This window comes from Mucilaginibacter sp. (assembly GCF_039921305.1).
In the GTDB taxonomy this organism is placed as follows: Bacteria; Bacteroidota; Bacteroidia; order Sphingobacteriales; family Sphingobacteriaceae; genus Mucilaginibacter.
On record NZ_JBDSCA010000057.1, the window covers coordinates 59,032 to 81,739 of the forward strand.

Here is a 22,708-nt window from a genome sequence, read left to right on the forward strand (position 1 = left end):
CAACCATAAAAAAATGCTCCGTGGAAATATTCTACGGAGCATTTTTGTTTTTAAAGCAGGAGTTATTACTGTAAGGAAACATCAAATGTTCCCGAAACTTTTACAAGAGCGTTGGTTGCCATGTTTACCATTTTACCATCAAAAGTGCCTTTTGCCGAACCTTTCACGGTGCCTAAATCTGTTGATGTAATTGTGAAGCTTTCGGATGTTACCGTTACAACCTCTGTACCACCGGCACCAGTTAATTCTATAGTGGGCAGTTTAATGAAAGATCCGGCAAAATTCATACTATAAGTGCCCGGTTTAACACCCTCAAAACTAACACTAAAGGCGTGATTTATAAACTGTTGAACATCCGCCGAACCTGAAGTTATTAATGTGGATGGAACGGTTGAAAAAGCAAGTACCCCTGTTGTAGGCGTAGTACCGAAACCCATAAAATAATTAGGCAAGGTCCAGGTATATGTACCCATATTTTCTATGGTAAATGTAACTGTACCCGTTGTTGTGCCAAAGGTAGCGCTACCGGTAGTTGGTGTTGTAAAAGATGTTCCAGAGCCACCTGTGACGGCATGGCCAGGCATTTTAGTACATGCGTTTACCAAAAAACACGTGGATAGGGCTAACAGGAAAATTACAAATCTTGATTTTTGTAAATAAGGCATCGTAAATTAATTAGATATATTAAATGAACCCGAAACCCTTACCGAATCGCTTTTGGCACTTTTGGTATCAGTTACATAACCGTCAAAAGTTCCTTTAACAGTACCTCGCGCTTCGTTGCTTTGGGTGTTAGAAACAGCAATGCTCTCCGAAATAACTTTAGTTTTAAATGTTGATGTAGCCCCGGTTTGTTGCAGATCAACACCTGTCATGGTCAAATGAAAAAATCTTACCTTGTATGTTCCGGCACTCGTTCCGGTATAATCAATGCTAAAATAAGTAGTGAACAACATGTCGAAAGAAGAAACTGAAGTTGAATATCCACTGCCCGACGATAATGCAAGGCTATTAATGGCAAAAACGTAGGATGGAGAAGATAAAGCTTTTTCGGCATCATTGCCTATCTTGAAAATCACGGTATTTGTTGCTCCAATAGCAACCGGGCCAACACCGTCACTACTGGAACTGCCCGTGCTGCCAGTTGAGCCTGTAGTGCCGGAAGATGTAGTTGTGGTTTTTGCTACAATGCCGGTATAATGGCCGGGCATTTTTGTGCACGATGTTAAAATTAAAGCCGCGTAAAGACAATTGAGTAAGGTTTTTTTCATAGAGAAATAAATACTCAATAAATATAGCGATTATATAAACACTAACAATATTAATATTGAATGCTGTAGCTACCGGTTACCAAAACAGAATCTGCAGCTGATGATTTATTGAATGAGTAAAAGGTGAAGCTACCATTGTACGTTTTACCTGTATCATCAATTTTAGCTACCCTTACTATATCGTTTTTTTTGGATGCTAAAGATATGTATGTGCTTGTGCCCACAAGCAGTTGTGAGCCCTCCATCACATACTGGCCGCTTCCTAAGCTATCTATATGGAATGATAAGGTGAAGCCTAAACTACCATCAATACTATTGCCTTTAACTAAATATTGCCTGTAATTTGGGAGCGTTGTGTTAATAGCCGTGGTATTAAATGTAATAACATCCGGAACGGACTTTATTATGTAAGTCTGCCCGCCAAGGCTGATCTGGATCACACGGGTTACTTTTTCGGATGGCAATAGGTAACCCTCACTTTTTTTCTGACAAGCTGAAAATAAGGTTATACAAATTATCGCGGAAGCAATAAAAGCAACGTATAAATTATAAGGGGATACTCTTTTCACATTCAAATACTTGGGTTAAAGTTAAATACTTTTCCGCATTATTTAAACAGGCTAAAATTCGTAGGTCAAATCCTTTTCGGCGATAGTTACTTTATAGCCGTCGGCATCTAAAGCGTCGGCCATTGCCTGCATGCTTACGGTTTCGCCGTGTACCAAAAAAATGTTTTTAAGTTTAGCGCTATCCTGTTGTTTAATAGTGTTGATCAGATCATTATGATCACCATGGGCGCTAAACAAATCTGTTTTTTTAATGGTAGCGTACACGGCCAGGTCACGGTCTTTAATGTGAACAATAGGATCGCCACGAAGTAATCTGTAACCTAATGTTCCTTTAGCGCAGTAACCGATGAATAGGATGGTGCAATAGTAATTTTGGATGTTATTGTACAGATGATCCTGTATCCGGCCCCCTTCCAGCATACCCGCCGATGAGATAATGATACAAGGTTCAAAATAATTTGATACCTGCCGGCTGTCTTTTAAACTCTCAACATAAGTTAAATTTTCAAATTCAAATTCGTCGCCCAGTTTGTGGTAAAAGTCTTTGGCGTCGTCGTTCAGCATGCTGTGGTGCTTGCGAAAAACGGTGGTTGCCATGCTGGCCATAGGGCTATCAACAAATACTTTTACAGGAGGCAATAAACCACTGCTGAATATTTTATTGAGCGAAAACACCAGGGCCTGTGTGCGCCCGATACTGAATGCCGGAATAATTAACCTGCCCGATTCTTTAATACAGCACTGGTTAATTACTTCAACCAAAGTTTGCTCAATGGTTTTATCTTTGGTGTGGTAGCGGCCTCCGTAGGTTGACTCGCAAACCAAGTAATCAACTGGTGGTATGTCTTGAGGGTCGTTTAATACCGGGTAGTTTTTTCTGCCGATATCACCGGTAAAGGCTATTGATCTTTGTTCGCCGTTCTCTGTAACGTTTAATACTGCTGCACCGGCACCTAATAAATGGCCAACCGGGATAAAGGTTAATTCGATATCGCCATTGATGCGGAAGGGGCGGTTAAAGCCGATGGTAACAAAGCGGTCAACCGTATCCATTACATGTTTTTGCAAATAAAGTGGTTGCCTGCCCTTGCCCGGATGTTTGCGGTTATGCTTGCGCGATGTTTGTTCTTTGCGCAAAAATATGTTTACCGAGTCCATCAATAATAGTTCGGTGAGTTCGGCGGTGGGTGGGGTACAAAGTATCTGGCCGTTAAAGCCCATCCGCACCAGTGTAGGTAAATTTCCCGAATGGTCTATGTGAGCGTGGGTTAGTACCACAACGTCTACCTCTTCGGGGCGGAAGGGGAAGTTTTCGTTGAGCATAATATTGTGGTCGCGTTCGTAATCGAGGCCGCAATCAATCAGTATCTTATATTTTCCTACTTCGAGCAGGTGCATGCTCCCGGTAACCTGCTGAGCCGCGCCGTGTATAGTTAGTTTCATTATATGGAAGATGTATCAGGTAAGATGGAAGATGTGTCGGCTTCCATTGATCGCTATATTTTATTAATGTATTTATTTATTAATTTATAAAGCGTCATTGCGAGGAACGAAGCAATCTCTACATAGGCAGAATCAACTTGTATAGCTGCTCTGTATAGTTAGGGATTGCTTCGTTCCTCGCAATGACGAGTGGTGAGAAGTATTGCCAATGTTAACTTAACTCAAACTGCAACCCGCTCAAATACCTGTACAATCCCTGTTCGTTTTTGAGCAATTCATCGTGGCTGCCGCTTTCTAATATAACACCTTTTTCTAACACTATGATCTTATCTGCCTCACGAATTGTAGATAATCTGTGGGCGATGATGATTGAGGTACGGTTTTTCATCAATTCTTCCAGGGCTTCCTGCACCAAACGTTCTGATTCTGAATCGAGTGAGGAGGTGGCTTCGTCTAAAATTAAAATAGCCGGGTCTTTTAATAAAGCACGGGCTATAGCTACGCGTTGCCTTTGTCCGCCCGAGAGTTTCACACCACGTTCGCCTACTATGGTATCATACCCTTCCGGGAAACCGCTGATGAATTCATGGGCGTTAGCGCGTTTGCTGGCTTGTATGATATCTTCTTCGCTGGATGATAGTTTGCCATAGGCGATGTTTTCGCGGATGGTGCCGCCAAAAAGCATCACATCTTGCGGAACAATGGCTACCTGGTTGCGGATATCAGTAAGCTCATAATCTTTGGCTGGCTTACCATCAAACAATAGCTCTCCACTTTGCGGGTAGTAAAATTGCAGTATCAATGCCGCTGTGGTTGATTTACCCGAACCGCTTGGCCCTACAATAGCCACCTTTTGCCCCGCGCTTGCCTCGAACGATACATCTTTTAATACCTCGATCTCATCCCGAGAAGGGTAATGGAACTTTACATTTTTAAAGGCCAGATTACCCTCTATCTTTTGCTTAATGGTGTTTTCACTTTCGCGGATGGAAACATCTTCGCCGGTTTCGTCCAGTATCTCTAAAACGCGCTCGCTTGATCCCAATGCTTTCTGCATGTTGGCATAAAGCTCGGGCAAGGCACTTAATCCTGAACTCACAAAGGCCGCGTAAATAATAAACTTGGTTAATGTGCCAAAAGTTAAACCATGATCATGAATGCTTACTAAATACGAACCATACCATACCACGCAGGATATGGTACCGAACATAAAAAATACGACAAACGATGCGAACAATCCACGGAATTTTGCGGTTTTGATGGAAAGATTGACCACATCGCGGATAACATTGGTATAGCGGTCTGCCTCAAAAGCTTCGTTAACAAAAGCCTTTACATTAGCTATGCCTTGTAAGGTTTCTTCAACTATCGTATTTGATTCGGCCAGTTTATCTTGTGTTTCACGGGCTAAACGTCGCGTAAAGCGGCCAAAAAACTTACCTAACACAATTAATACAGGCAAAACTAATAATATAGCGAATGTGAGTTTGAACGATATAATGGCCAGTATAACAATGCCACCAACCACTATTATGGTACTACGCAGCATTTCGGCAAGGGTAGAGGTAATGGCTCCCTGTATTTGCGACAGGTCGGCAGAAATACGGCTGTTCAATTCGCCAACCCGGCGATTGGAGAAAAAATTCATCTCCAAAGTAATGAGCTTAAAAAACGTATCACGACGAATATCCGCCAAAGCACGTTCGGCAGCCTGGGTGAAAAATGTAACCCGGAAATACGAAATAATGGCCTGTACAAATAATACAGCCAATGCTAATAAACCCACTCCGGTTAAGGTATTGGGCATATAACCTTGTTTGTGTATGCCTTGTGATAAATCTATGAGCGCGCCAAAAAATGCCGGGAAGGCTAAACCGGTTACACTGGTTAAAATTAAAAAGATGAAACCGCCGATAAACTGCCCACGATAGGGCCTTACATAGGAGAGTAGTTTGGTGATGTTTTTTAAACTTTCTCGCGTTATTTTAGCTTTTGGAAGGTCTATTCTTGATTTGCTGTCGCTTTGTGCGTGTCCACGTGCCATTATCTTAATTTAAAAAATACATATTACAGTGGATAACGATGGTGCAATCAAAATACTTTAAATAACTATTCATTATCTAACATGGCACAATATATCAAAAATAAGCTTTTATGCTTTGCTTGTATTACTTCGGCGCAAAAAAAGAAAAATTGACGTTGCAATGAGCAACAGGATAATGATGATATGCATGGTGAGTTTTTGATGATATTGGTTTGATTCCCGTGCCGAGTCAGCTTTTAGCTCGTCGTTTAGCTGGCGTAGTTTATTAATGGTAACCATGTAGTTAAAACTGCGGTCGGCATTGTCATGCGATTGGGCTACTACCTGCGTGGTTTGGAAGGTTTTAAAATCGAGCAATACTTTGATCTCTTTAAATATCACCTCATCGGTTTGGGCAATGTCCATTAATATCTCGCCTGATCGGCGGATATCCTTTTTAGTTTGCCAGCCGAAGATGCCTGTTTTGGTGTTAAGGCTAACCGAGTATTGATTGAACTTTTGGGCACGCTGAGCCAATAAGTCATTTATTTTGTTGCGTTGGAGTTGATAGGCGGCAGAGTCTGTACTGATATCGGCATGCGCAACAGAGAGGGTTAGCGCCATTAGCAGGCACATTAAAAATGTTTTCATAAGTATAAAAAGGATTTACTGGAAATCGATAATTACGCTATCGCCAAGGTTTAGGCCGAGTAATCCGCTGGCATTGCCTTTGTTAATGGCAATTTCAAGGTGATCGCTAATCCCAAACATACACAGCTTTTCGCCCTCGGGCACCTCGTTGTAGTGCCAGCTCAGGTGATTGATAGTTTCGTTACGTTTAAAGTATAGTACAAACCTGCGGCCTTTTTGTTCGCTGTTAAAAAAATCTTTGGTAATGTTAGTGATCACATTCTGGAAGGCATCGATGTAGATCACGCTGCCCTTGATCACGTTTTTCTCTACCACAGGTTGCAGGTTCATTTTCTTTTCGAGCGTGGTTACCGGTAAGCCAATTAGTTCGGGAGCGTTACTTTCTGCCAAATGGCAGGCGGCCTTTACGAAGATATCGGCAAGGGGGAAGTGGAGGAACTTGAGATCTTGCATAATGTTGATCTCGTAAATTTCTTTCACATCATCGGTAAACATGAGCGAAAATATGCCGTTATCGGCCCCTACAAAGTACTGGTTGCGGTAGCGCACCATAAGGTATTTGGTGTGGGCGTTGTATACGGTATCAATCCCGATAAGGTGAACGGTATTGTCAGGAAAATAATGAAAACTATTTTTTAAAATGAACGCGGCTTGTTGTACATTAAACGCGGCAACCGAGTGTGTAATATCAACAATAGTTACGGTGGGGATTAACTTTAATATACTACCTTTAAGTACGGCCTGATAAATATCTTTATCACCAAGGTCAGTAGTTAAAGTTATAATTGCCATTAATTTTTTAAATATTATTGCTAATCTTGTGAACGCCTTAGCGGGTACAAATATTCAATTTTTAATTCAATAAAAAACTCAAAAACTAAAAAATACATAGCTTGAACGAACTAAAATTAACTATTGAGCATATTAACCCCGCCGTGCTGTGGGGCCCGAACAATGATCACTTTGAGATCATTAAAAAACAGTATCCTAAATTGAAATTAGTTGCCCGTGGCAATGATATTAAAGTGTTGGGAGATGAGCAGGAACTGTTGTTATTTCAGGAGAAGCTTAATAAGTTGATACAGCATGTAGAGAAATACGAAACGCTGGATACCAATGATTTAGGTAGGATAATGGGCGCTAAAATTCAGGATACACCCGTTGCCGAAGCCGGGAGCGATAAACCGGGTAGTATGGGCGAGGTAATTGTATTTGGCCCTAACGGTATTATGGTGAAGGCGCGTACAGCTAACCAGCGGCGCATGGTTGATACCATTGTGAAAAATGATATCATCTTCGCTATTGGTCCTGCGGGTACCGGTAAAACCTATACCGCGGTTGCATTGGCAGTTCGGGCTTTGAAGAATAAGGAGGTTAAGCGCATCATTTTAACCCGACCGGCTGTTGAGGCAGGGGAGAACCTGGGTTTTTTACCGGGCGACTTAAAGGAAAAGATTGATCCGTACCTGCGCCCTTTGTATGATGCTTTGGATGATATGATACCTGCGGAAAAGCTGAAGCTTTACCTGGAAAACCGCACCATCGAAATTGCACCCCTGGCTTTTATGCGTGGCCGTACCTTGGATAATTGCTTTGTAATATTGGATGAGGCCCAAAATGCCACCGATATGCAGCTCAAAATGTTTTTAACCCGGATGGGCCCAACGGCCAAGTTTATTGTTACCGGCGATGTTACGCAGATAGATTTACCTAAAAAGCAACAATCGGGTTTGCATACAGCATTGCGCATTTTAACTGATATTAAAGGAATTGACATTATTTACCTTACCGGCGAAGATGTGGTGCGCCACAAATTGGTAAGGAAGATTTTGGAAGCCTACGGGGATATACAGTAAGAATAGAATCAGGAGCCAAGAGTCAGGAATCAAGACTTGGTTTGGCAGGATTAAAATAAAAGGGTATGTCATTTCGAACGAGGTACGAGGAGAAATCTTTTGCGCTTGATAGGTCTACAAGTAGACTTGTCGCATGCAAAAGATTTCTCCCTGCGGTTCGAAATGACATTTTCTTTTAATTAGCTATACAATTAAACTAGCAATGAATTCAATAAAAGAAACACATTTCAATTTCCCAGATCAAACCAATTACTATAAGGGTAAGGTTAGGGATGTTTATACTATTGCGGATAGATACCTGGCTATGGTGGTTACCGACAGGATATCGGCCTTTGATGTGGTTTTGCCGGAGCCTATCCCGTTTAAGGGGCAGGTATTAAACCAGATTGCCGCCAAGTTTTTGAGTGCTACAGCGGATATTGTACCTAACTGGGTGCTTGCCGTACCAGACCCAAACGTGACCATTGGACGCATTTGCGAACCGTTTAAAGTAGAGATGGTGATTCGTGGTTACCTTGCAGGCCATGCAGCCCGTGAATACGCTACCGGCAGGCGTTTAGTTTGTGGCGTTAGCTTACCGGAAGGTTTAAAAGAGAACGATAAACTCGCCGCGCCAATTATTACGCCCACAACCAAGGCGGCTGTTGGGCATGATGAGGATATATCCCGTGAGGATATTTTAGCTAAAGGCATTGTATCAGAAAGTGATTATTTGCAGTTGGAAGCCTATACGCGCGCACTGTTTGCCCGTGGTACCGAGATGGCCGCCAAACAAGGTTTAATACTAGTTGATACAAAATATGAGTTTGGTAAAGTTAATGGTGTGATCTATTTGATAGATGAGATCCACACGCCGGATTCTTCCCGCTATTTTTATAAAGAGGGTTACGAACAACGCCAGCAAACCGGTGAGCCGCAAAAGCAGTTGAGCAAAGAGTTTGTGCGCCGCTGGCTGATAGAGAATGGTTTTCAGGGGAAAGAGGGGCAGCAGGTACCGGTAATGGATACGGATAAGGTTAATTCTATCTCCGAAAGGTATATTGAACTTTATGAACAGATCATTGGTGAAAAATTTGTGAAACCATCTGCAGGGGATGTTTTGGAAAGGGTGGAGAAGAACATTGCTGAAGCGATTGGGAAGTTAGGATAGGCTTGCCAAGACAGTGCTTTCAGAATATAAACAAAAAATAGCGATGGGTTTCATCGCTATTTTTTGTTTGGTTGAAAGTGTGAATATCTCTTCTTCAGAAAGTAACGGGTGCTGTGTCCGTTTCATTCCTTCGTTTTTTGCGTAAGAGGAGCACAATGTTAGCCACCAGCACTATCAAAGTAGTACGATCAGGGGAGATTATTGTAAACAAAAAATACTATGATGCATAAATGATCACGAAAAGGAATTTACACCAAACTTTTTTTGAGGGCTTGTAGCCGCTGGTATAGCCAGTGGGTGTGGTATGGGATGTGTTACCCATAAGATGGGTTTATCTATTGAGTTCATTTAGGGGTAAAAACAAGGTTGATATAAAAAATAAATTTTATATATTAATATATCCTCATTATTCATTTGTATTGTTAATCATTTAATAAAGCCTATTTTATTTGCACTTAAAATAATATACCTTTACATCACAATTTATTAGCCATGAAATTTAGTGTAGATAAGCACGAAAAATATGTTTTGGTTAAGCTTAACGAAAGTAAGCTCAATTCATCCATTACACCTCAGCTTAAATCGGAGTTGATATTAATGAACACCGAAGGGCAGAGGAATATTGTTCTGGACCTTTCGATGGTGAAATTTGCAGATTCGTCGGGCTTAAGCAGTTTGCTGGTTGGGCATCGTTTATGTAAAAATGGTGATGGTGTATTTATACTGGTTGGTTTAAATTCATCAGTTGCACGATTGATCACTATATCACAATTGGATAACGTTTTAACCGTTGTTAATACATCAGACGAAGCTATCGACCTGATCTTTATGGAGGAGATAGAAAAAGATCTGAAAAACGAAGCAAGATAAGGCTCTATTTGTTAACCGAACATGAGATTTGATGTAACCATCCTGGGCAGTAGTTCGGCAACACCTATTTACAACAGAAATCCCACCGCGCAGGCGCTTAATATTAACGAGCGTTTTTACCTGATAGATTGCGGCGAGGGCACACAGCAGCAAATGTTGAGGTTCGATATCAAATCGAGCCGGATAGACTATATTTTCATCAGTCATTTGCATGGCGATCATTACCTTGGGCTTGTTGGTTTACTATCATCACTGCATTTAAACGGCAGGAAAAAGCCTATTACCCTATTTGGTCCGGCTCATTTAAAAGAGATCATTGATATTCAATTTCTATACTCAGAAACTACTTTACACTTTGATCTGGTATTTGTAGCAATTAACCCTTTACAATCAGAAGTTATTCTGGATAACCAGGATGTTATTGTCGAAACCATCGTATTAGATCATAGAATAGCTTGTACAGGTTTTTTGTTCAGGCAAAAGAAACGTTTACGCAAGATCAATAAAGAAAAGGTTGAAGAATTAGGAGTGCCGGTTGAGTATTACTCCGCTTTAAAAAGGGGAGTTGATTATTTTGCTGTGAATGGTACCGTACATCCCAATAGTGAATTAACCAACTCGCCAGACGAGCCGATGGCTTATGCTTATTGCTCGGATACGTTATACAATGAAAGCTATTTTGAAAAGATAGCGAAGGTTGACCTGCTTTATCATGAAGCTACCTTTGCGCATGATATGCTGGAGCGGGCTAATACAACCCATCATACCACGGCCTGGCAAGCAGGAGAGGTAGCCAGAATTACGGGTGCTAAGAAACTAATTATAGGTCATTTCTCGGCAAGGTATAAAACACTGAATGAGTTGCTGGACGAGGCACGTTCGGTATTCCCAAATACAGAATTAGCTATTGAGGGCAAAACGTTTGTTATAGGCACTTAATATGGGTGTAGAGATTGAACGTAAGTTTTTGGTTGATCATGCTCAGTGGAACCAATTAAGCAAACCCAAAGGTATGGTAATCCGTCAGGGTTATATGCTGAAAGCCGATGATAAAACAATCCGGATCCGGGTAAAAGATGATCAGAGTTATATCACCATTAAGGGTAAAACGCAAGGCATCTCGCGTAGTGAATATGAATATGCTATTCCGTTAAAAGAGGGTAATGAATTATTAGCCGCGTTTTGTGCCGCTGTTATTGATAAAACCCGTTACAATATAACTTTTGCTGGTAAACTTTGGGAGGTTGATGTGTTTGAAGGCGATAATGCGGGTTTGATAGTTGCCGAAATTGAATTGGAAAGCGAGGATGAAATGTTTGATTTACCGGAGTGGATCACTAAAGAAGTAACTGATGATGCGCGGTATTTCAATTCTAACTTATCTGTTAATCCGTATAAAAACTGGTAAATAAAAAAGCGACGTGCTTTTAAGTACATCGCTATGTTTTAAGTATGGCTGATTCTGTTTAGCTAAATATGGTGGTCTGGTTTTCTATAACCTTCTCAATTGATAATTTACCCGAACCAATAACGCTGAATACAACCAATAGTACTAAAACTATAATAGCTATACTGGTTTCGGTATTAACAGGTAATTGTACTGAGTTTGACATGATAACGGCGGTAACCATAATAGGTATTTGCACAAGCGCCGCTACGCGGGTTAATACACCAAGGGCGATCATGATACCTCCCACAAGATGAAAAAACGCCACCAGGTAAACAAAAAACATTAAGGTAGAATCTGATAAACCCATCGCGTTTTGGTTTACCAGGATGCTGTGAATGGTGTAGGTGTTGTTCATAAAGGAGATGCCTTTGAACAGTAAGAAAACGCCAAGTGCAATGCGGATAGGATCAAGTACCACAGGGTGATGTTTGTTACCCCAGGTTTCAATTTTGTGAACTAAGTTCATAACGGCCTCCTTTTTTAAAGTTTAAATTAATTTGGTGCTATAAAGTTACAAATAGAGTATTTGTATAGCAATAGATTAATACTGAAAAATTACTTCAATATGTTAATAATCAAATTATTATGAATAGTTTACCTGTAGAGGTTTAAGGGTTTAAAACTTGTAATAAAAATGCTTTAAGAGTTAAAAGCATAGCAGTAAAAAAGACTAAGCTTGCAAATTTGATTTCGGGAAAGTTAAGGCTGTGATAACAGTGTGAACAAAACTATACCAGGAAGTAGTGAAATAGCGAGAAACCAATGAGCGCGCCCATTACACTACCCGCTAAAACCTGCATTGGTGTATGCACTTTAAGGTAAAGCCTTGCCATACAAACGGTAACGGTTAAAAACAGAATAATGTAATACAGTAGCTCAAATTCGGGGCTTGGGTAGCGTGTTTGAAGTTCCCATAGTATGGCGAACATGCCCCAGGCACCGCACGCGTGGGTGCTTATTTTCCAGAAAGGGGTGATCAGGGTTAGGCCGATAACAGATACCGATACGGCTACCATAGATAAGGTGAGCGCGTTTGTTGCCCCTTGGGTATAAACCAGAAACAAACATACCGCCGCATAAATAAAACAGGAGAATATTTGAGGTATTACCCGGTCTTCCTTATTATCCAGCGTAAGCGTTTTTATTTTTTTTTGCTTATATAGTATAAATACAACAATGAATGGGAGCAGGGTAGTGGCCAGCAATATATATAATATAGCCAGTAGTTTATCGCTTGTGTTGTGAATGTGTGTTAGGCCGGGGAAAAAGAAAAGGATGATCCAAAACAGGTATGCAGGAGCAATAAGGGGGATAAGTATAATAGAAACTATATGCGCTGCAATTCTTTTCATCTGGTTATTAAGGGTATGCGTTGTTGTGATTTTTAAAAACAAGTGATTACTAAGGGAACAAAATATTCTGGCTTATCCAAAAAAATGTATTAAAAAGCCTTTACCGTTAAAAGCAAGGTGAAAGATTTTTGTTTTTTATGAAAAATATAATTATCTGCTGTTTTTGGCTTGTGAAATTATTAAATTTGTAAAAGTGTATTGGTATGATGCTTTCGTGCTATCAAAAATGCGTTGTTTTGCGACTTTATTATGCGGTTTGTTGCCGTTTTGGTTTGTTTTTATCATAAATGATGATGTTTTGTAGCAAAAGTTCTACTATCTATATTAATTTGATAGTTTTTTTATGAATAATTGAAATTTTATTATAGATTCGCATTCATTATTGAATTATTCGTTACAAAAATTGCATATTTGAAGCAAGCTTTACAAAAACACAATTAACAATGGCAACAAAACTCGAATACATTTGGCTTGACGGCTACAAACCAACACAAAGCCTACGTAGCAAAACTAAAATTGTAGATGATTTCGGCGGAACATTAGGCGAATGCCCTGATTGGAGCTTTGACGGTTCTTCGACCGAGCAGGCACCAGGTGGCTCATCTGATTGTATCCTGAAACCAGTTTACATCTGTCCGGATCCACAAAGAAAAAGCGCTTTCTTAGTAATGTGCGAAGTTTTAAATTCTAAAGGTGAAGCTCACGAATCAAATGGTCGTGCGTTGATCCAGGATGATGATAACGATTTTTGGTTCGGTTTTGAGCAAGAATATTTCTTGTGGGATCCTAAAACTAACAAGCCACTTGGTTTCCCGGTTAACGGTTATCCAGGTCCGCAAGGTCCATACTATTGTTCTGTAGGCGCTAATAACGCTTTCGGTCGCGAGATCGTTGAAGAGCACTTAGATGTATGTTTAGAAGCAGGTTTAAATGTTGAAGGTATCAATGCTGAAGTTGCTGCAGGTCAATGGGAATTCCAGATCTTCGCTAAAGGCGCTAAAGAAGCTGGTGACCAGATCTGGGTTGCACGTTATTTGTTAGAGCGTATCGGCGAAAGCTATGGTGTTTCTATCAACTGGCATTGCAAACCATTAGGTCAGTTAGACTGGAATGGTTCTGGTATGCACGCTAACTTCTCAAACACAACTTTGAGAACTGCTGCAAGTCAAGAAACTTATACTAAAATATTAGAAGCTTTCCGCCCACCTGCTGTAGTAGCTGAGCATATCGCCGTTTACGGTGCCGATAACGATCAACGTTTAACAGGTAAACACGAAACCGCTTCTATCAACGATTATAGCTATGGTGTTTCAGATCGTGGCGCTTCTATCCGTATTCCTTTATTCACAGTTCAAAAAGGCTGGAGCGGATATTTGGAAGATCGTCGCCCTAACTCTGCTGCCGATCCATACAAAGTAGCTGCTGTTATCATCAAAACTGTAAAATCAGCTAAATTATAATACTGGCTTACCAGATATAGAAATCCTCCCGAAGTAATTCGGGGGGATTTTTTTTTGCCTTTATAATCCGTAAATAATACCCTGCCAATAGCTATATTTGCTATTAAGATACCAATATATACCATGGATAAGCAGCAACTCATTGATTACCTCAATGAAAAGGATATACATAAGATCAAGTTCGCCTTTGCCGATATTGATGGCGTACTGCGTGGCAAGATCATCAACAAACAAAAATTTATTGATGGCCTGCAAGATGGCTATGGCTTTTGCGATGTGGTTTTTGGTTGGGACACTACCGATACCTGTTATGATAATGTAGCCATAACGGGCTGGCATACCGGTTACCCGGATAGGCCATGCCGTATTGATATTGATACTTTTAGAACCATTCCGTGGCAGGATGATATTCCTTTCTTTTTGGCCGATTTTAGTAAAGCCGAGGGTGATGATCTGCATACCTGCTCACGCAGTTTGCTTAAGCACATTGCTGCTGATGCCAAGCAAATGGGTTACCATACCGAGTTTGCACAGGAGTTTGAGTGGTTCAACTTTAACGAAACACCGCAAAGTTTGCAGGATAAAGGCTTTACTAAGTTGCAAACACTAACACCGGGCATGTTTGGTTATTCTATCCTGCGTCCATCGCAACATAGCGACTTTTATTACGATCTGTTTAATCTGCTTGAAAAATTCAATGTGCCTCTCGAAGGTTTGCATACCGAAACCGGACCCGGCGTTTACGAAGCCGCTATAGTTCACGATCATGTTTTGGCTGCTGCCGATAAGGCTGTGCTGTTTAAAAACGCCGCCAAAGAGATAGCCTCCAAGCATGGCATCACCGCGTCATTCATGGCTAAATGGAGCGAAGCCTTGCCGGGATGCAGCGGGCATATTCACCAGAGTTTATGGAGCCTGGATAAAACCGATAACTTGTTTTATGACGCTAATGACGCGCATGATATGAGCGATACGATGAAACATTATCTGGCCGGGCAGCTTTATTGTTTGCCGCATATATTGCCTATGTACGCGCCAACCATCAATAGCTTTAAGCGTTTGGTAGAAGGGGCCTGGGCACCAACTACCGTAACCTGGGGTTTTGATAACCGTACAGCCGCATTACGCGTATTACATCCGTCTAAAAAATATACCCGGTTAGAAACCCGTATTCCGGGTTCTGATAGTAATCCGTATTTAGCGATGGCTGCTGCGCTGGCATCGGGTTTATATGGTATTAAGCATAAGCTTGCTTTGGATATCCCGCCAACGGTGGGCAATGCTTATCAGGATACTAAAAATGGTAAGCTAAGAAGTAATTTGCATGAAGCAGCTACCGATATGAAGAACTCGGCTGTAGCCAAAGAACTTTTTGGCGAAGCTTTTGTTGAGCACTTTACACAAACCCGCCTGTGGGAGTGGAAACAATATGCCAAACATGTGAGCGATTGGGAGTTGAAGAGGTATTTTGAGATAATTTAGATTTTTTACCACAGAGGGCACTGAGAAATAAAAACACAGAGCAACACAGAGGGATTTTATGAGTGAAAATGAGATTTCTGGGATTATTATTGGGGCAGCTATTGATGTGCATAAGGTTTTAGGCCCTGGGTTATTGGAAAGTGCTTATAAGGAGTGTTTGTATTATAAAATACTCCAAACCGGTTTGATTGTTGAGAAAGAAAGAGCAATGCCGTTAGTTTTTGAAGGGGTGAAACTTGAAGTTGGTTATAGAATTGATATTTTGGTTGAAAATAGAATTGTAATTGAAGTGAAAAGTGTTGATGCGTTAAATGATATTCATTTGGCTCAAACTTTAACCTACATGAAACTCGGTAATTATAGATTAGGCTTATTGATGAATTTTAATGTTTTAAAACTGAAAGAAGGGGTTAAACGAGTTGTTAACGGTTATGAAAATGCAACTCTGTGAACCTCCGTGTAAAAACTCTGTTCTCTCTGTGGTTAAAACAAACTATGTAATATGAACTATTCATCCATTATAAAAAAAGCGTGGAACGGTTATGATAGCTCGAAGGTTATTAAACGGGTGGAGGATATTAGCGCTATGGTATCTACCAATCATGTTTTCAGGATAACTTTTGAGGATGAAGATATCATTATTGCCAAGATGTCTACCTACGGAAAGTACGAGCATTTTAAAGAGGATCATCGCATTATCCATTCACTATCAAATAATCTGTTATACCCTTTCGAAAATTTAGTGGCGCGCTCGCTGCTCAAAAATAACCGGGTGTATACTTACCGTTACAAATGGCGTAAAAATGATGCCTGGGTAGTTTTTTATAATCCGGTAAGGGTTAATAAGCGTTTGCCAAGAAGGCTGGAAGAAGACCAGATCAAGCAATTGGGCCAGCAAATGGCAAAATTTCATAAAGCTTGTTTCCGTATTAATAATGTTTTGCCAAAGTCGTCAAAAACCCTGGGTACAGATATCCGGATATTGATAGAGCGTCTTGAAAAACAGCCCGAAGACTTCGGTACACCTGAGCAGGTTGTGATGCTGAGGCAACATTGCGACGACTTTTTAAAGAACCGTGCTAAATACAATGCTAAAGGTTCGTTGGGGAGCATACCCGTTTTTTTAGATTGGAATATTGGTAATTTCTCGGTCGACAGGCATTTGAATCTGTATTCGCGCTGGGATTACGATTGGTTTAGGATGAGCAGCCGGATACTTGACTTTTATTTTTTGAGCAGGGTGGTATCTGATGCCGGCGATCGTACGGTATTTAGTTATGTGATAGGCCCTATGATGGAAGACCGGTTTATTATCTTTTTGAAAGAATATCACAAAACATACCCAATAAAAGCCGAAGAGATCTATTTTTTAAAAGATGCTTACCGTTTTTTTATCCTTAACTATGTGATTAAAGATGGTAAATACTTTTTTAGCGAGCAATACGCCAAAAAACTGCAAATCGAAGCGCTCGAAATTTATCTGCCATCAATAGCTACTGAGTTTGATGCCGAAAAACTATTGAACGCGCTTGAAATACCTATCCCAACATCCAGATTAGCCACCGTATAAGTCCACTATTAGAATGATTCAAACCCAAAACTTTAAAGATATTGTTGATCAGTACAAGGTTATATTTTTCGATTCTTTTGGCGTGATCAAAAACTACCAGGGTTTAGTGCCGGGAATGAATAAAACCTTTGAATACCTTGAAGAGCAAAACAAAAAGTACTATATTGTAACTAACGACGCTTCGCGTAGCCCTATACAACTGGCCGATGGGTTTCATAAAATAGGTTTGCCAACCATTAAATACAGCAACATCATATCATCGGGCATGTTGGCTAAAGAGTATCTGGATTTAAAGGTACATGATGGAATTGTAGCCTACCTGGGTACACCGAATTCTGCTCATTATATTGAAACATCGGGCTTGCATACCTTGCCGGTTAGTGATATAAACGATAGTAATATCAACCAGGTAAATGCATTGGTATTGCTTGATGATGAGGGATTTAACTGGTATAGCGATTTAAATAAAGTAGTTAACCTGTTGCGTCGCCGTAATATTCCGACTATTGTGGCCAATACTGATCTGGCTTATCCTCTTTCATCAACAGATGTGGCTATCGCGATAGGAGGTATCGCGAATATGATCGAAACTATTTTGGGTAGAGAGTTTATTCGCTTTGGTAAGCCCGATTCTCAAACCTTTATGTTCGCTTATGACCTGGTTCGCGAGAAGATGTCTATCAACAAAAAGGATATTTTGATGGTAGGGGATACGCTGCATACCGATATTTTGGGTGGCAATAAATTTGGTTTGGATACCGTATTGGTATTCACCGGCAATACCCTGCCTAAAGATGCCGAAACACGGATAGCTTCGACTGGTATAGTGCCAACCTACATTTGCGATGACGCGGTGGTTGATATTTATCCGGAATATTTTCATTTCCAATCTAAATAGTCTCTCAAACCAATAAAAGCCTTTCAGTGTGAAAGGCTTTTGGTGATGTGTCCCGGCTATAAGAAAATATTTTTTATTGCGATTTGGTTATTTAAACTGAATATTAGTGTTCTGGAAATAAATATGGAACGCTTTTTGAATAATATTACCAAACGAAGCGGAATTACGTTGATCAAAAGTTTTTAACAATTGAGAACAATTTATTTGTTAAGCGTAACTTTGCGAGTTGCAATAAAATACGAAAAATAAATATTTTTATGTTAATCGCAGTAGAAATAGTGCTGATGGTGGTTTCTGTTATTTTACCACTGTACACTCCAAAAAAGAAATTCAATAAAGTTGTCGATACCAATACTAATGGTTCGCATTATGCCATTGATGAATATGGCTACATTGTGAAACTTTAGTTTTTAAGGAACGCCGATCTAAAAAAATTTGAAGCCGGCCTGTGTATGAAAAATACGCTCGTCGGCTTCTTATTGTTTAACAAGTATACAAATTATGCTTTAAATGTAAAATAAAACGCTCTTAATTTTTCATGAAATGATTTTAAACCGAAAAAAGGCGAGCAAAAAGTTAAAATTTGGATAAATAATCTCCATAAAATAAAATTTGTGAGCCGGAATTTAAATTCATAGCTAAAATTGAAGTGTCAAAAAAGGTTTTCTCAAAATCTTAATATCAAACCAATACTTGTAGTTCTTCATATTGGGCAATTGCTAAATTAGGTTGCATTTTTATCATAAAAGTTTCTATCGGCCCACTGTTTTCCCGCTGATCGCCGGTGGCGAGCACCAAATTATCGTGAATTGTAGTTACTAAAGTTAATCCACCTGTAACGTAGGTAATCGACACCTCGTGGGCCGTTTTTATAGTCAAATCTGATGTTAAAAGTTTAAATTCGGCTATCTCAAAATGTACCCCGTTGCCTAACTGATCTTACAGCCCCGGTATTTTATTGCAAAGCTCTTCAACAATGTGTGTTACAGCAATGCTGAGTTTATAATGCAATGAGTTTGCCCGGCCATCGTTGGTCTTGATCTCTTCAAAAGTTTTAAACTTACCATCTATATTATAAGCCTGAGATTTCATCAGAAATTCCTGATAGGATATATTGAAAACCTTTTGCTCAAAATCACTTACCGATAACGTGTTTATAACTTGTTTATATGCCAGCTTAATTAATGCTTTAGCCATAATGTGTAGTGTTTAGATATGTTGTTATGATTTATAAGGCCAGCGCTATGGTAAATGTACCTGTGTATCCTGCTGCAACGCTTCCGCTTAGGGTTAGCATCTCAGCAGCCAGGTCTGTGGCCGAATCACCAAAAACACTGTCGGTTGCGTTTGTGGTTGTATTCACTCCGTGTGCCGCGTATAAAGTACTCACATGTACTGTGTTTGATATGGTTTCGCTAAAAGCCATCTGGCTGGTTTTTTTCAAAACATTATTAATATATACCTCAATATGGATATGCGTGGCCCGGCCAGAATACCAGCCCGGGTAAATGGTGGTAAATTTAACCTGGCCATTAGTATCTGACAATTGATACCCTCTTAACCATGTTTTACCAACATAACTTTGAGTGCCCAATATACCGGGTTGGTTAGCATAGCCAGAATAATAGCCGTCTTTATTACATTGCCAGATATCAACCCTAACATTAGGTACAACCGCTTTGCTGTTATTGATATTAATAACGTTTAAAGTTAAGGCTAATGGTATACCGGTTTGTCCATCGGTAACATCAACACGTTGTAAAGGGTTGGTGATCTCGCCGCCGACGTAAGGATAGGGGCCTTCGGTTTCTGTTGGGGTTTCGCCGGCAACGGTTGTGCTGCTACTGGATGTTGTTGTTGTTGTGCCATCATCTGATGCTGTTTTTTTGCAGGCCTCGAGTACCATTGGGCCGGCAGCTGCTGCAATAGCAAAGGTTCTTAAAAAATTTTTACGTTCCATAGTTTTATTATATTAGGGTGTAAGCTAATAGTAAAACTATATAGGGCACATGAAAATTAAATGAAGGGGAAGAAAAGCGCTTGTTAATGAATGTTAAATTAATACCACAGTTCATGATGCCTGTTTCAAAATATATTTGTTATTTAATGCCCAATTATATCCTATCGTAAAATTACATCATGAAAAACAAACTGATACTGGCTTTAACCATTTTGCCTTTATTTGCCGCTGCTCAAAACAATAATAAATTATGGTATAATAAGCCCGCCAAAGTATGGACAGAGGCACTACCCTTGGGGAATGGCCGCCTGGGCGCGATGGTTTTTGGCCGGGTTGATCATGAGTTGATACAGCTAAACGAAGGCACACTTTGGAGCGGTGGGCCGGTAAAGCATAATGTGAACCCCGGTGCTTTTGGCTTTTTACAACAAACCCGTGATGCTTTAAAAGAAGAGAATTATACTAAAGCCGCAGGCCTTGCCCGTAAAATACAGGGTGTTTATTCCGAATCGTTTGAGCCGTTGGGCGATGTGATGATCAGTCAGCAATTTAAAAGTAAAGAACCAAGCGCTTATTACCGTGAGTTGGATATTCATGATGCCATAACCACCACCCGTTTTACGATGGATGGTACCGAGTTTACGCGGCAATTGTTTGTTTCGGCGCCCGATCAGGTTATTGTGATGCGTTTTACATCAAATATAACCGGGCAGTTAAACTTTAAAGTATCAACCAAGAGCCTGTTGAAATATCAAAACGATGTTGTTAACGATGGCGAGATAGCCATGAAAGGCCGAGCTCCTTTTCACGTTGATCCCAACTATGTAAGGTATAACAAACAGCCTGTGATTTATCAGGATAGCCTTACCGGGAAACAAGGTATGCGCTATGTATTGTTGATAAAAGCTATTGGCAATGGTACTATTACCAGCGATACCAGTGGCATATCTGTTCAAAATGGCTCGGATGTAACCCTGTTTTTATCTGCCGCCACAAGCTTTAACGGGTTTGATAAATCTCCGGATAAGGAAGGTAAAGATGAAGTGAAGCTGGCCACGCAATACTTAGATGCAGCTACGCTAAAAAACTGGCAAACACTGTTTAATAATCATTTAACTGATTACCATAAATATTATGATCGTGTAAGTTTCAATTTAACCGCTCCTGTGGATAATACTAATGCCATTTTACCCACAAACGAACGTTTAATTGGTTATACAAAAGGCGCTAAAGACCCTGAACTGGAAACATTATACTATAATTTTGGAAGGTATTTATTGATATCGTGCTCAAGGCCCGGGGGCGCCGCTGCCAACCTGCAAGGCATTTGGAACGATAACATGCGCCCATCATGGAGCTCAAACTTTACTACCAATATTAATACCCAGATGAATTATTGGCCATCTGAAATGACTAACCTTTCGGAGTTGAACGAGCCCTTGTTTGAGCAAATTAAGCACCTTGCCGTTACCGGGAAGGCTACCGCTACCGAGTTTTACCATGCTAACGGTTGGGCTGTACACCATAATAGTGATATATGGGCGCTATCAAACCCCGTTGGCGATATGAAGGGCGACCCTAAATGGGCCAACTGGAGCATGGGCTCGCCGTGGTTGAGCCAGCATTTGTTTACGCATTACCAATTTACCGGCGATAAAGAGTTTTTGAAAACAACGGCTTATCCGCTAATGAAAGGGGCCGCCGAATTTTGCCTGAGCTGGCTGATTGAAGATAAGAATGGTTTATTGGTAACAGCGCCAGCATTATCGCCCGAGAATGATTTTATTGATGATAAAGGCCAAAAGGGTAGTGTATCTGTAGCTACTACCATGGATATCTCTATCATTTGGGATTTGTTTACCAACGTGATAGAAGCCTCGAACATCCTGGAAACAGATAAAGCTTTCCGCGATCTGATCATCGCCAAAAGGGAAAAGCTGTTCCCACTACACATTGGAAAAAAAGGAAATTTACAGGAATGGTATAAAGATTGGGAAGACGTAGACCCGCACCACCGCCATGTATCTCACCTGTTCGGTTTACATCCTGGTCGCGAGATATCGCCATTAACTACCCCTGATTTTGCAGCTGCCGCAAAAAAAACTTTAGAACTGCGTGGTGATGATGGCACTGGTTGGAGCCTGGCCTGGAAAATTAACTTTTGGGCGCGTTTGATGGATGGGAATCATGCTTACAGTTTGATCCGTGATCTGCTGCGCGCCGCGGGGGGTAAAACTCTTGGTGAAAACTACAGCGGTAATGGTTCGGGGACTTATCCAAACCTGTTTGATGCCCATCCGCCGTTCCAGATAGATGGTAATTTTGGCGGTACGGCCGGTATGACCGAGCTATTGCTGCAAAGCCATATGGGTGAGGTTGATTTGTTGCCCGCCTTGCCTGATGCGTGGCCATCGGGAGCTATTAAAGGGTTAAAAGCCCGTGGCAATTTTGAGATTGGTATGGTGTGGAATAATCATAAGTTGACAACTTCGACCATTAAAGCGGAAATAGGAGGTGTATGTAAGATCAGAACCATGTCGCCAATAAAAGTTGTTGGGTTACCTGTGAAATCGCAAAAAAGCACCATTGGTTATTTAACCACGCTTCAAACTGTGAAGGGTAAAACGTACCAGTTGATAGGTGAGTAATACAGATTTTGCACAGGAAGTTTACCGTTTGTATACAGAATGATTAGCTAATATT

The 22,708-nt window shown here is 40.6% G+C and carries 24 protein-coding genes; 12 read left to right on the plus strand and 12 right to left on the minus strand.

Features of this window, described 5'->3' with window-relative positions; translation table 11 throughout:
* Window positions 1-65: 65 nt before the first annotated feature.
* From ABIN91_RS17995 to ABIN91_RS18025, 7 genes are all read right to left on the minus strand, one after another.
* Window positions 66-584 (minus strand): hypothetical protein, encoded by a 519-nt coding sequence (locus tag ABIN91_RS17995; RefSeq protein ID WP_348052817.1) that lies wholly within the window; start codon window positions 582-584, stop codon window positions 66-68.
* An 87-nt stretch (window positions 585-671) separates the two neighbouring features.
* On the minus strand, window positions 672-1,271 hold the full coding sequence (locus ABIN91_RS18000) for a hypothetical protein (RefSeq protein ID WP_348052819.1): 600 nt from the start codon (window positions 1,269-1,271) through the stop codon (window positions 672-674).
* A gap of 50 nt (window positions 1,272-1,321) precedes the next feature.
* Window positions 1,322-1,840, minus strand: a complete 519-nt coding sequence (locus ABIN91_RS18005; RefSeq protein ID WP_348052821.1) for a hypothetical protein — start codon at window positions 1,838-1,840, stop codon at window positions 1,322-1,324.
* 51 nt (window positions 1,841-1,891) lie between these two features.
* Window positions 1,892-3,283: an MBL fold metallo-hydrolase gene (locus ABIN91_RS18010; protein WP_348052823.1), complete on the minus strand. Its 1,392-nt coding sequence runs from the start codon at window positions 3,281-3,283 to the stop codon at window positions 1,892-1,894.
* A gap of 211 nt (window positions 3,284-3,494) precedes the next feature.
* On the minus strand, window positions 3,495-5,327 hold the full coding sequence (locus ABIN91_RS18015; RefSeq protein WP_348052825.1) for an ABC transporter transmembrane domain-containing protein: 1,833 nt from the start codon (window positions 5,325-5,327) through the stop codon (window positions 3,495-3,497).
* A 108-nt stretch (window positions 5,328-5,435) separates the two neighbouring features.
* The gene (locus ABIN91_RS18020; protein ID WP_348052827.1) at window positions 5,436-5,957 is read right to left on the minus strand and encodes a hypothetical protein; all 522 of its coding nucleotides are present in this window, start codon (window positions 5,955-5,957) and stop codon (window positions 5,436-5,438) included.
* A 15-nt stretch (window positions 5,958-5,972) separates the two neighbouring features.
* Window positions 5,973-6,749, minus strand: coding sequence for an SAM-dependent chlorinase/fluorinase (locus ABIN91_RS18025; RefSeq protein ID WP_348052829.1), 777 nt, complete (start codon window positions 6,747-6,749; stop codon window positions 5,973-5,975).
* A 101-nt stretch (window positions 6,750-6,850) separates the two neighbouring features.
* Here ABIN91_RS18025 and ABIN91_RS18030 point away from each other — a divergent pair, with 101 nt between their 5' ends.
* The 5 genes from ABIN91_RS18030 (at window position 6,851) to ABIN91_RS18050 (ending at window position 11,241) form a co-directional block, all read left to right on the plus strand.
* A complete protein-coding gene (locus tag ABIN91_RS18030) occupies window positions 6,851-7,813 on the plus strand; it encodes a PhoH family protein (protein ID WP_348052831.1) in 963 nt (320 codons plus the stop codon).
* Window positions 7,814-8,015: 202 nt separating this feature from the next.
* Entirely contained in the window at window positions 8,016-8,963 is a 948-nt protein-coding gene (locus tag ABIN91_RS18035; RefSeq protein ID WP_348052832.1) for a phosphoribosylaminoimidazolesuccinocarboxamide synthase, read from the plus strand.
* A 492-nt stretch (window positions 8,964-9,455) separates the two neighbouring features.
* Window positions 9,456-9,833 carry an STAS domain-containing protein gene (locus ABIN91_RS18040; RefSeq protein WP_348052833.1) on the plus strand — a complete coding sequence of 126 codons (378 nt, stop codon included), beginning with the start codon at window positions 9,456-9,458 and terminating at the stop codon, window positions 9,831-9,833.
* 21 nt (window positions 9,834-9,854) lie between these two features.
* On the plus strand, window positions 9,855-10,772 hold the full coding sequence (locus ABIN91_RS18045) for a ribonuclease Z (protein WP_348052834.1): 918 nt from the start codon (window positions 9,855-9,857) through the stop codon (window positions 10,770-10,772).
* Window position 10,773: 1 nt separating this feature from the next.
* Complete coding sequence (locus tag ABIN91_RS18050) at window positions 10,774-11,241, plus strand: CYTH domain-containing protein (protein ID WP_348052835.1); 468 nt, start codon at window positions 10,774-10,776, stop codon at window positions 11,239-11,241.
* 58 nt (window positions 11,242-11,299) lie between these two features.
* On the opposite strand, the gene ABIN91_RS18055 is transcribed toward ABIN91_RS18050, so the two are convergent.
* Together ABIN91_RS18055 and ABIN91_RS18060 are read right to left on the minus strand one after the other, a co-directional pair.
* Window positions 11,300-11,749, minus strand: a complete 450-nt coding sequence (locus tag ABIN91_RS18055; RefSeq protein ID WP_348052836.1) for a DoxX family protein — start codon at window positions 11,747-11,749, stop codon at window positions 11,300-11,302.
* Window positions 11,750-12,011: 262 nt separating this feature from the next.
* Window positions 12,012-12,635 (minus strand): phosphatase PAP2 family protein, encoded by a 624-nt coding sequence (locus tag ABIN91_RS18060; RefSeq protein WP_348052837.1) that lies wholly within the window; start codon window positions 12,633-12,635, stop codon window positions 12,012-12,014.
* A gap of 443 nt (window positions 12,636-13,078) precedes the next feature.
* Here ABIN91_RS18060 and ABIN91_RS18065 point away from each other — a divergent pair, with 443 nt between their 5' ends.
* From ABIN91_RS18065 to ABIN91_RS18090, 6 genes are all read left to right on the plus strand, one after another.
* Entirely contained in the window at window positions 13,079-14,095 is a 1,017-nt protein-coding gene (locus tag ABIN91_RS18065) for a glutamine synthetase beta-grasp domain-containing protein (RefSeq protein ID WP_348052839.1), read from the plus strand.
* Window positions 14,096-14,218: 123 nt separating this feature from the next.
* Entirely contained in the window at window positions 14,219-15,577 is a 1,359-nt protein-coding gene (locus ABIN91_RS18070) for a glutamine synthetase family protein (protein WP_348052841.1), read from the plus strand.
* A 58-nt stretch (window positions 15,578-15,635) separates the two neighbouring features.
* The gene (locus tag ABIN91_RS18075) at window positions 15,636-16,028 is read left to right on the plus strand and encodes a GxxExxY protein (RefSeq protein WP_348052843.1); all 393 of its coding nucleotides are present in this window, start codon (window positions 15,636-15,638) and stop codon (window positions 16,026-16,028) included.
* Between the two features lie 51 nt (window positions 16,029-16,079).
* Window positions 16,080-17,147 carry a hypothetical protein gene (locus ABIN91_RS18080; RefSeq protein ID WP_348052844.1) on the plus strand — a complete coding sequence of 356 codons (1,068 nt, stop codon included), beginning with the start codon at window positions 16,080-16,082 and terminating at the stop codon, window positions 17,145-17,147.
* Window positions 17,148-17,160: 13 nt separating this feature from the next.
* Window positions 17,161-18,045: an HAD-IIA family hydrolase gene (locus ABIN91_RS18085; RefSeq protein ID WP_348052845.1), complete on the plus strand. Its 885-nt coding sequence runs from the start codon at window positions 17,161-17,163 to the stop codon at window positions 18,043-18,045.
* Window positions 18,046-18,302: 257 nt separating this feature from the next.
* Window positions 18,303-18,452 carry a hypothetical protein gene (locus ABIN91_RS18090; RefSeq protein WP_348052846.1) on the plus strand — a complete coding sequence of 50 codons (150 nt, stop codon included), beginning with the start codon at window positions 18,303-18,305 and terminating at the stop codon, window positions 18,450-18,452.
* 274 nt (window positions 18,453-18,726) lie between these two features.
* Here ABIN91_RS18090 and ABIN91_RS18095 read toward each other — a convergent pair whose 3' ends face one another.
* From ABIN91_RS18095 to ABIN91_RS18105, 3 genes are read right to left on the minus strand one after another with little or no spacing between them, the layout of a single operon-like run.
* Window positions 18,727-18,924, minus strand: coding sequence for a hypothetical protein (locus ABIN91_RS18095; protein WP_348052847.1), 198 nt, complete (start codon window positions 18,922-18,924; stop codon window positions 18,727-18,729).
* 60 nt (window positions 18,925-18,984) lie between these two features.
* Window positions 18,985-19,242 (minus strand): hypothetical protein, encoded by a 258-nt coding sequence (locus ABIN91_RS18100; RefSeq protein WP_348052848.1) that lies wholly within the window; start codon window positions 19,240-19,242, stop codon window positions 18,985-18,987.
* Between the two features lie 31 nt (window positions 19,243-19,273).
* Window positions 19,274-20,005 carry an intradiol ring-cleavage dioxygenase gene (locus ABIN91_RS18105; protein ID WP_348052849.1) on the minus strand — a complete coding sequence of 244 codons (732 nt, stop codon included), beginning with the start codon at window positions 20,003-20,005 and terminating at the stop codon, window positions 19,274-19,276.
* 179 nt (window positions 20,006-20,184) lie between these two features.
* On the opposite strand from ABIN91_RS18105, the gene ABIN91_RS18110 reads away from it, so the two are divergent.
* Window positions 20,185-22,653 carry a glycoside hydrolase family 95 protein gene (locus ABIN91_RS18110; RefSeq protein WP_348052850.1) on the plus strand — a complete coding sequence of 823 codons (2,469 nt, stop codon included), beginning with the start codon at window positions 20,185-20,187 and terminating at the stop codon, window positions 22,651-22,653.
* Window positions 22,654-22,708 lie beyond the last annotated feature (55 nt).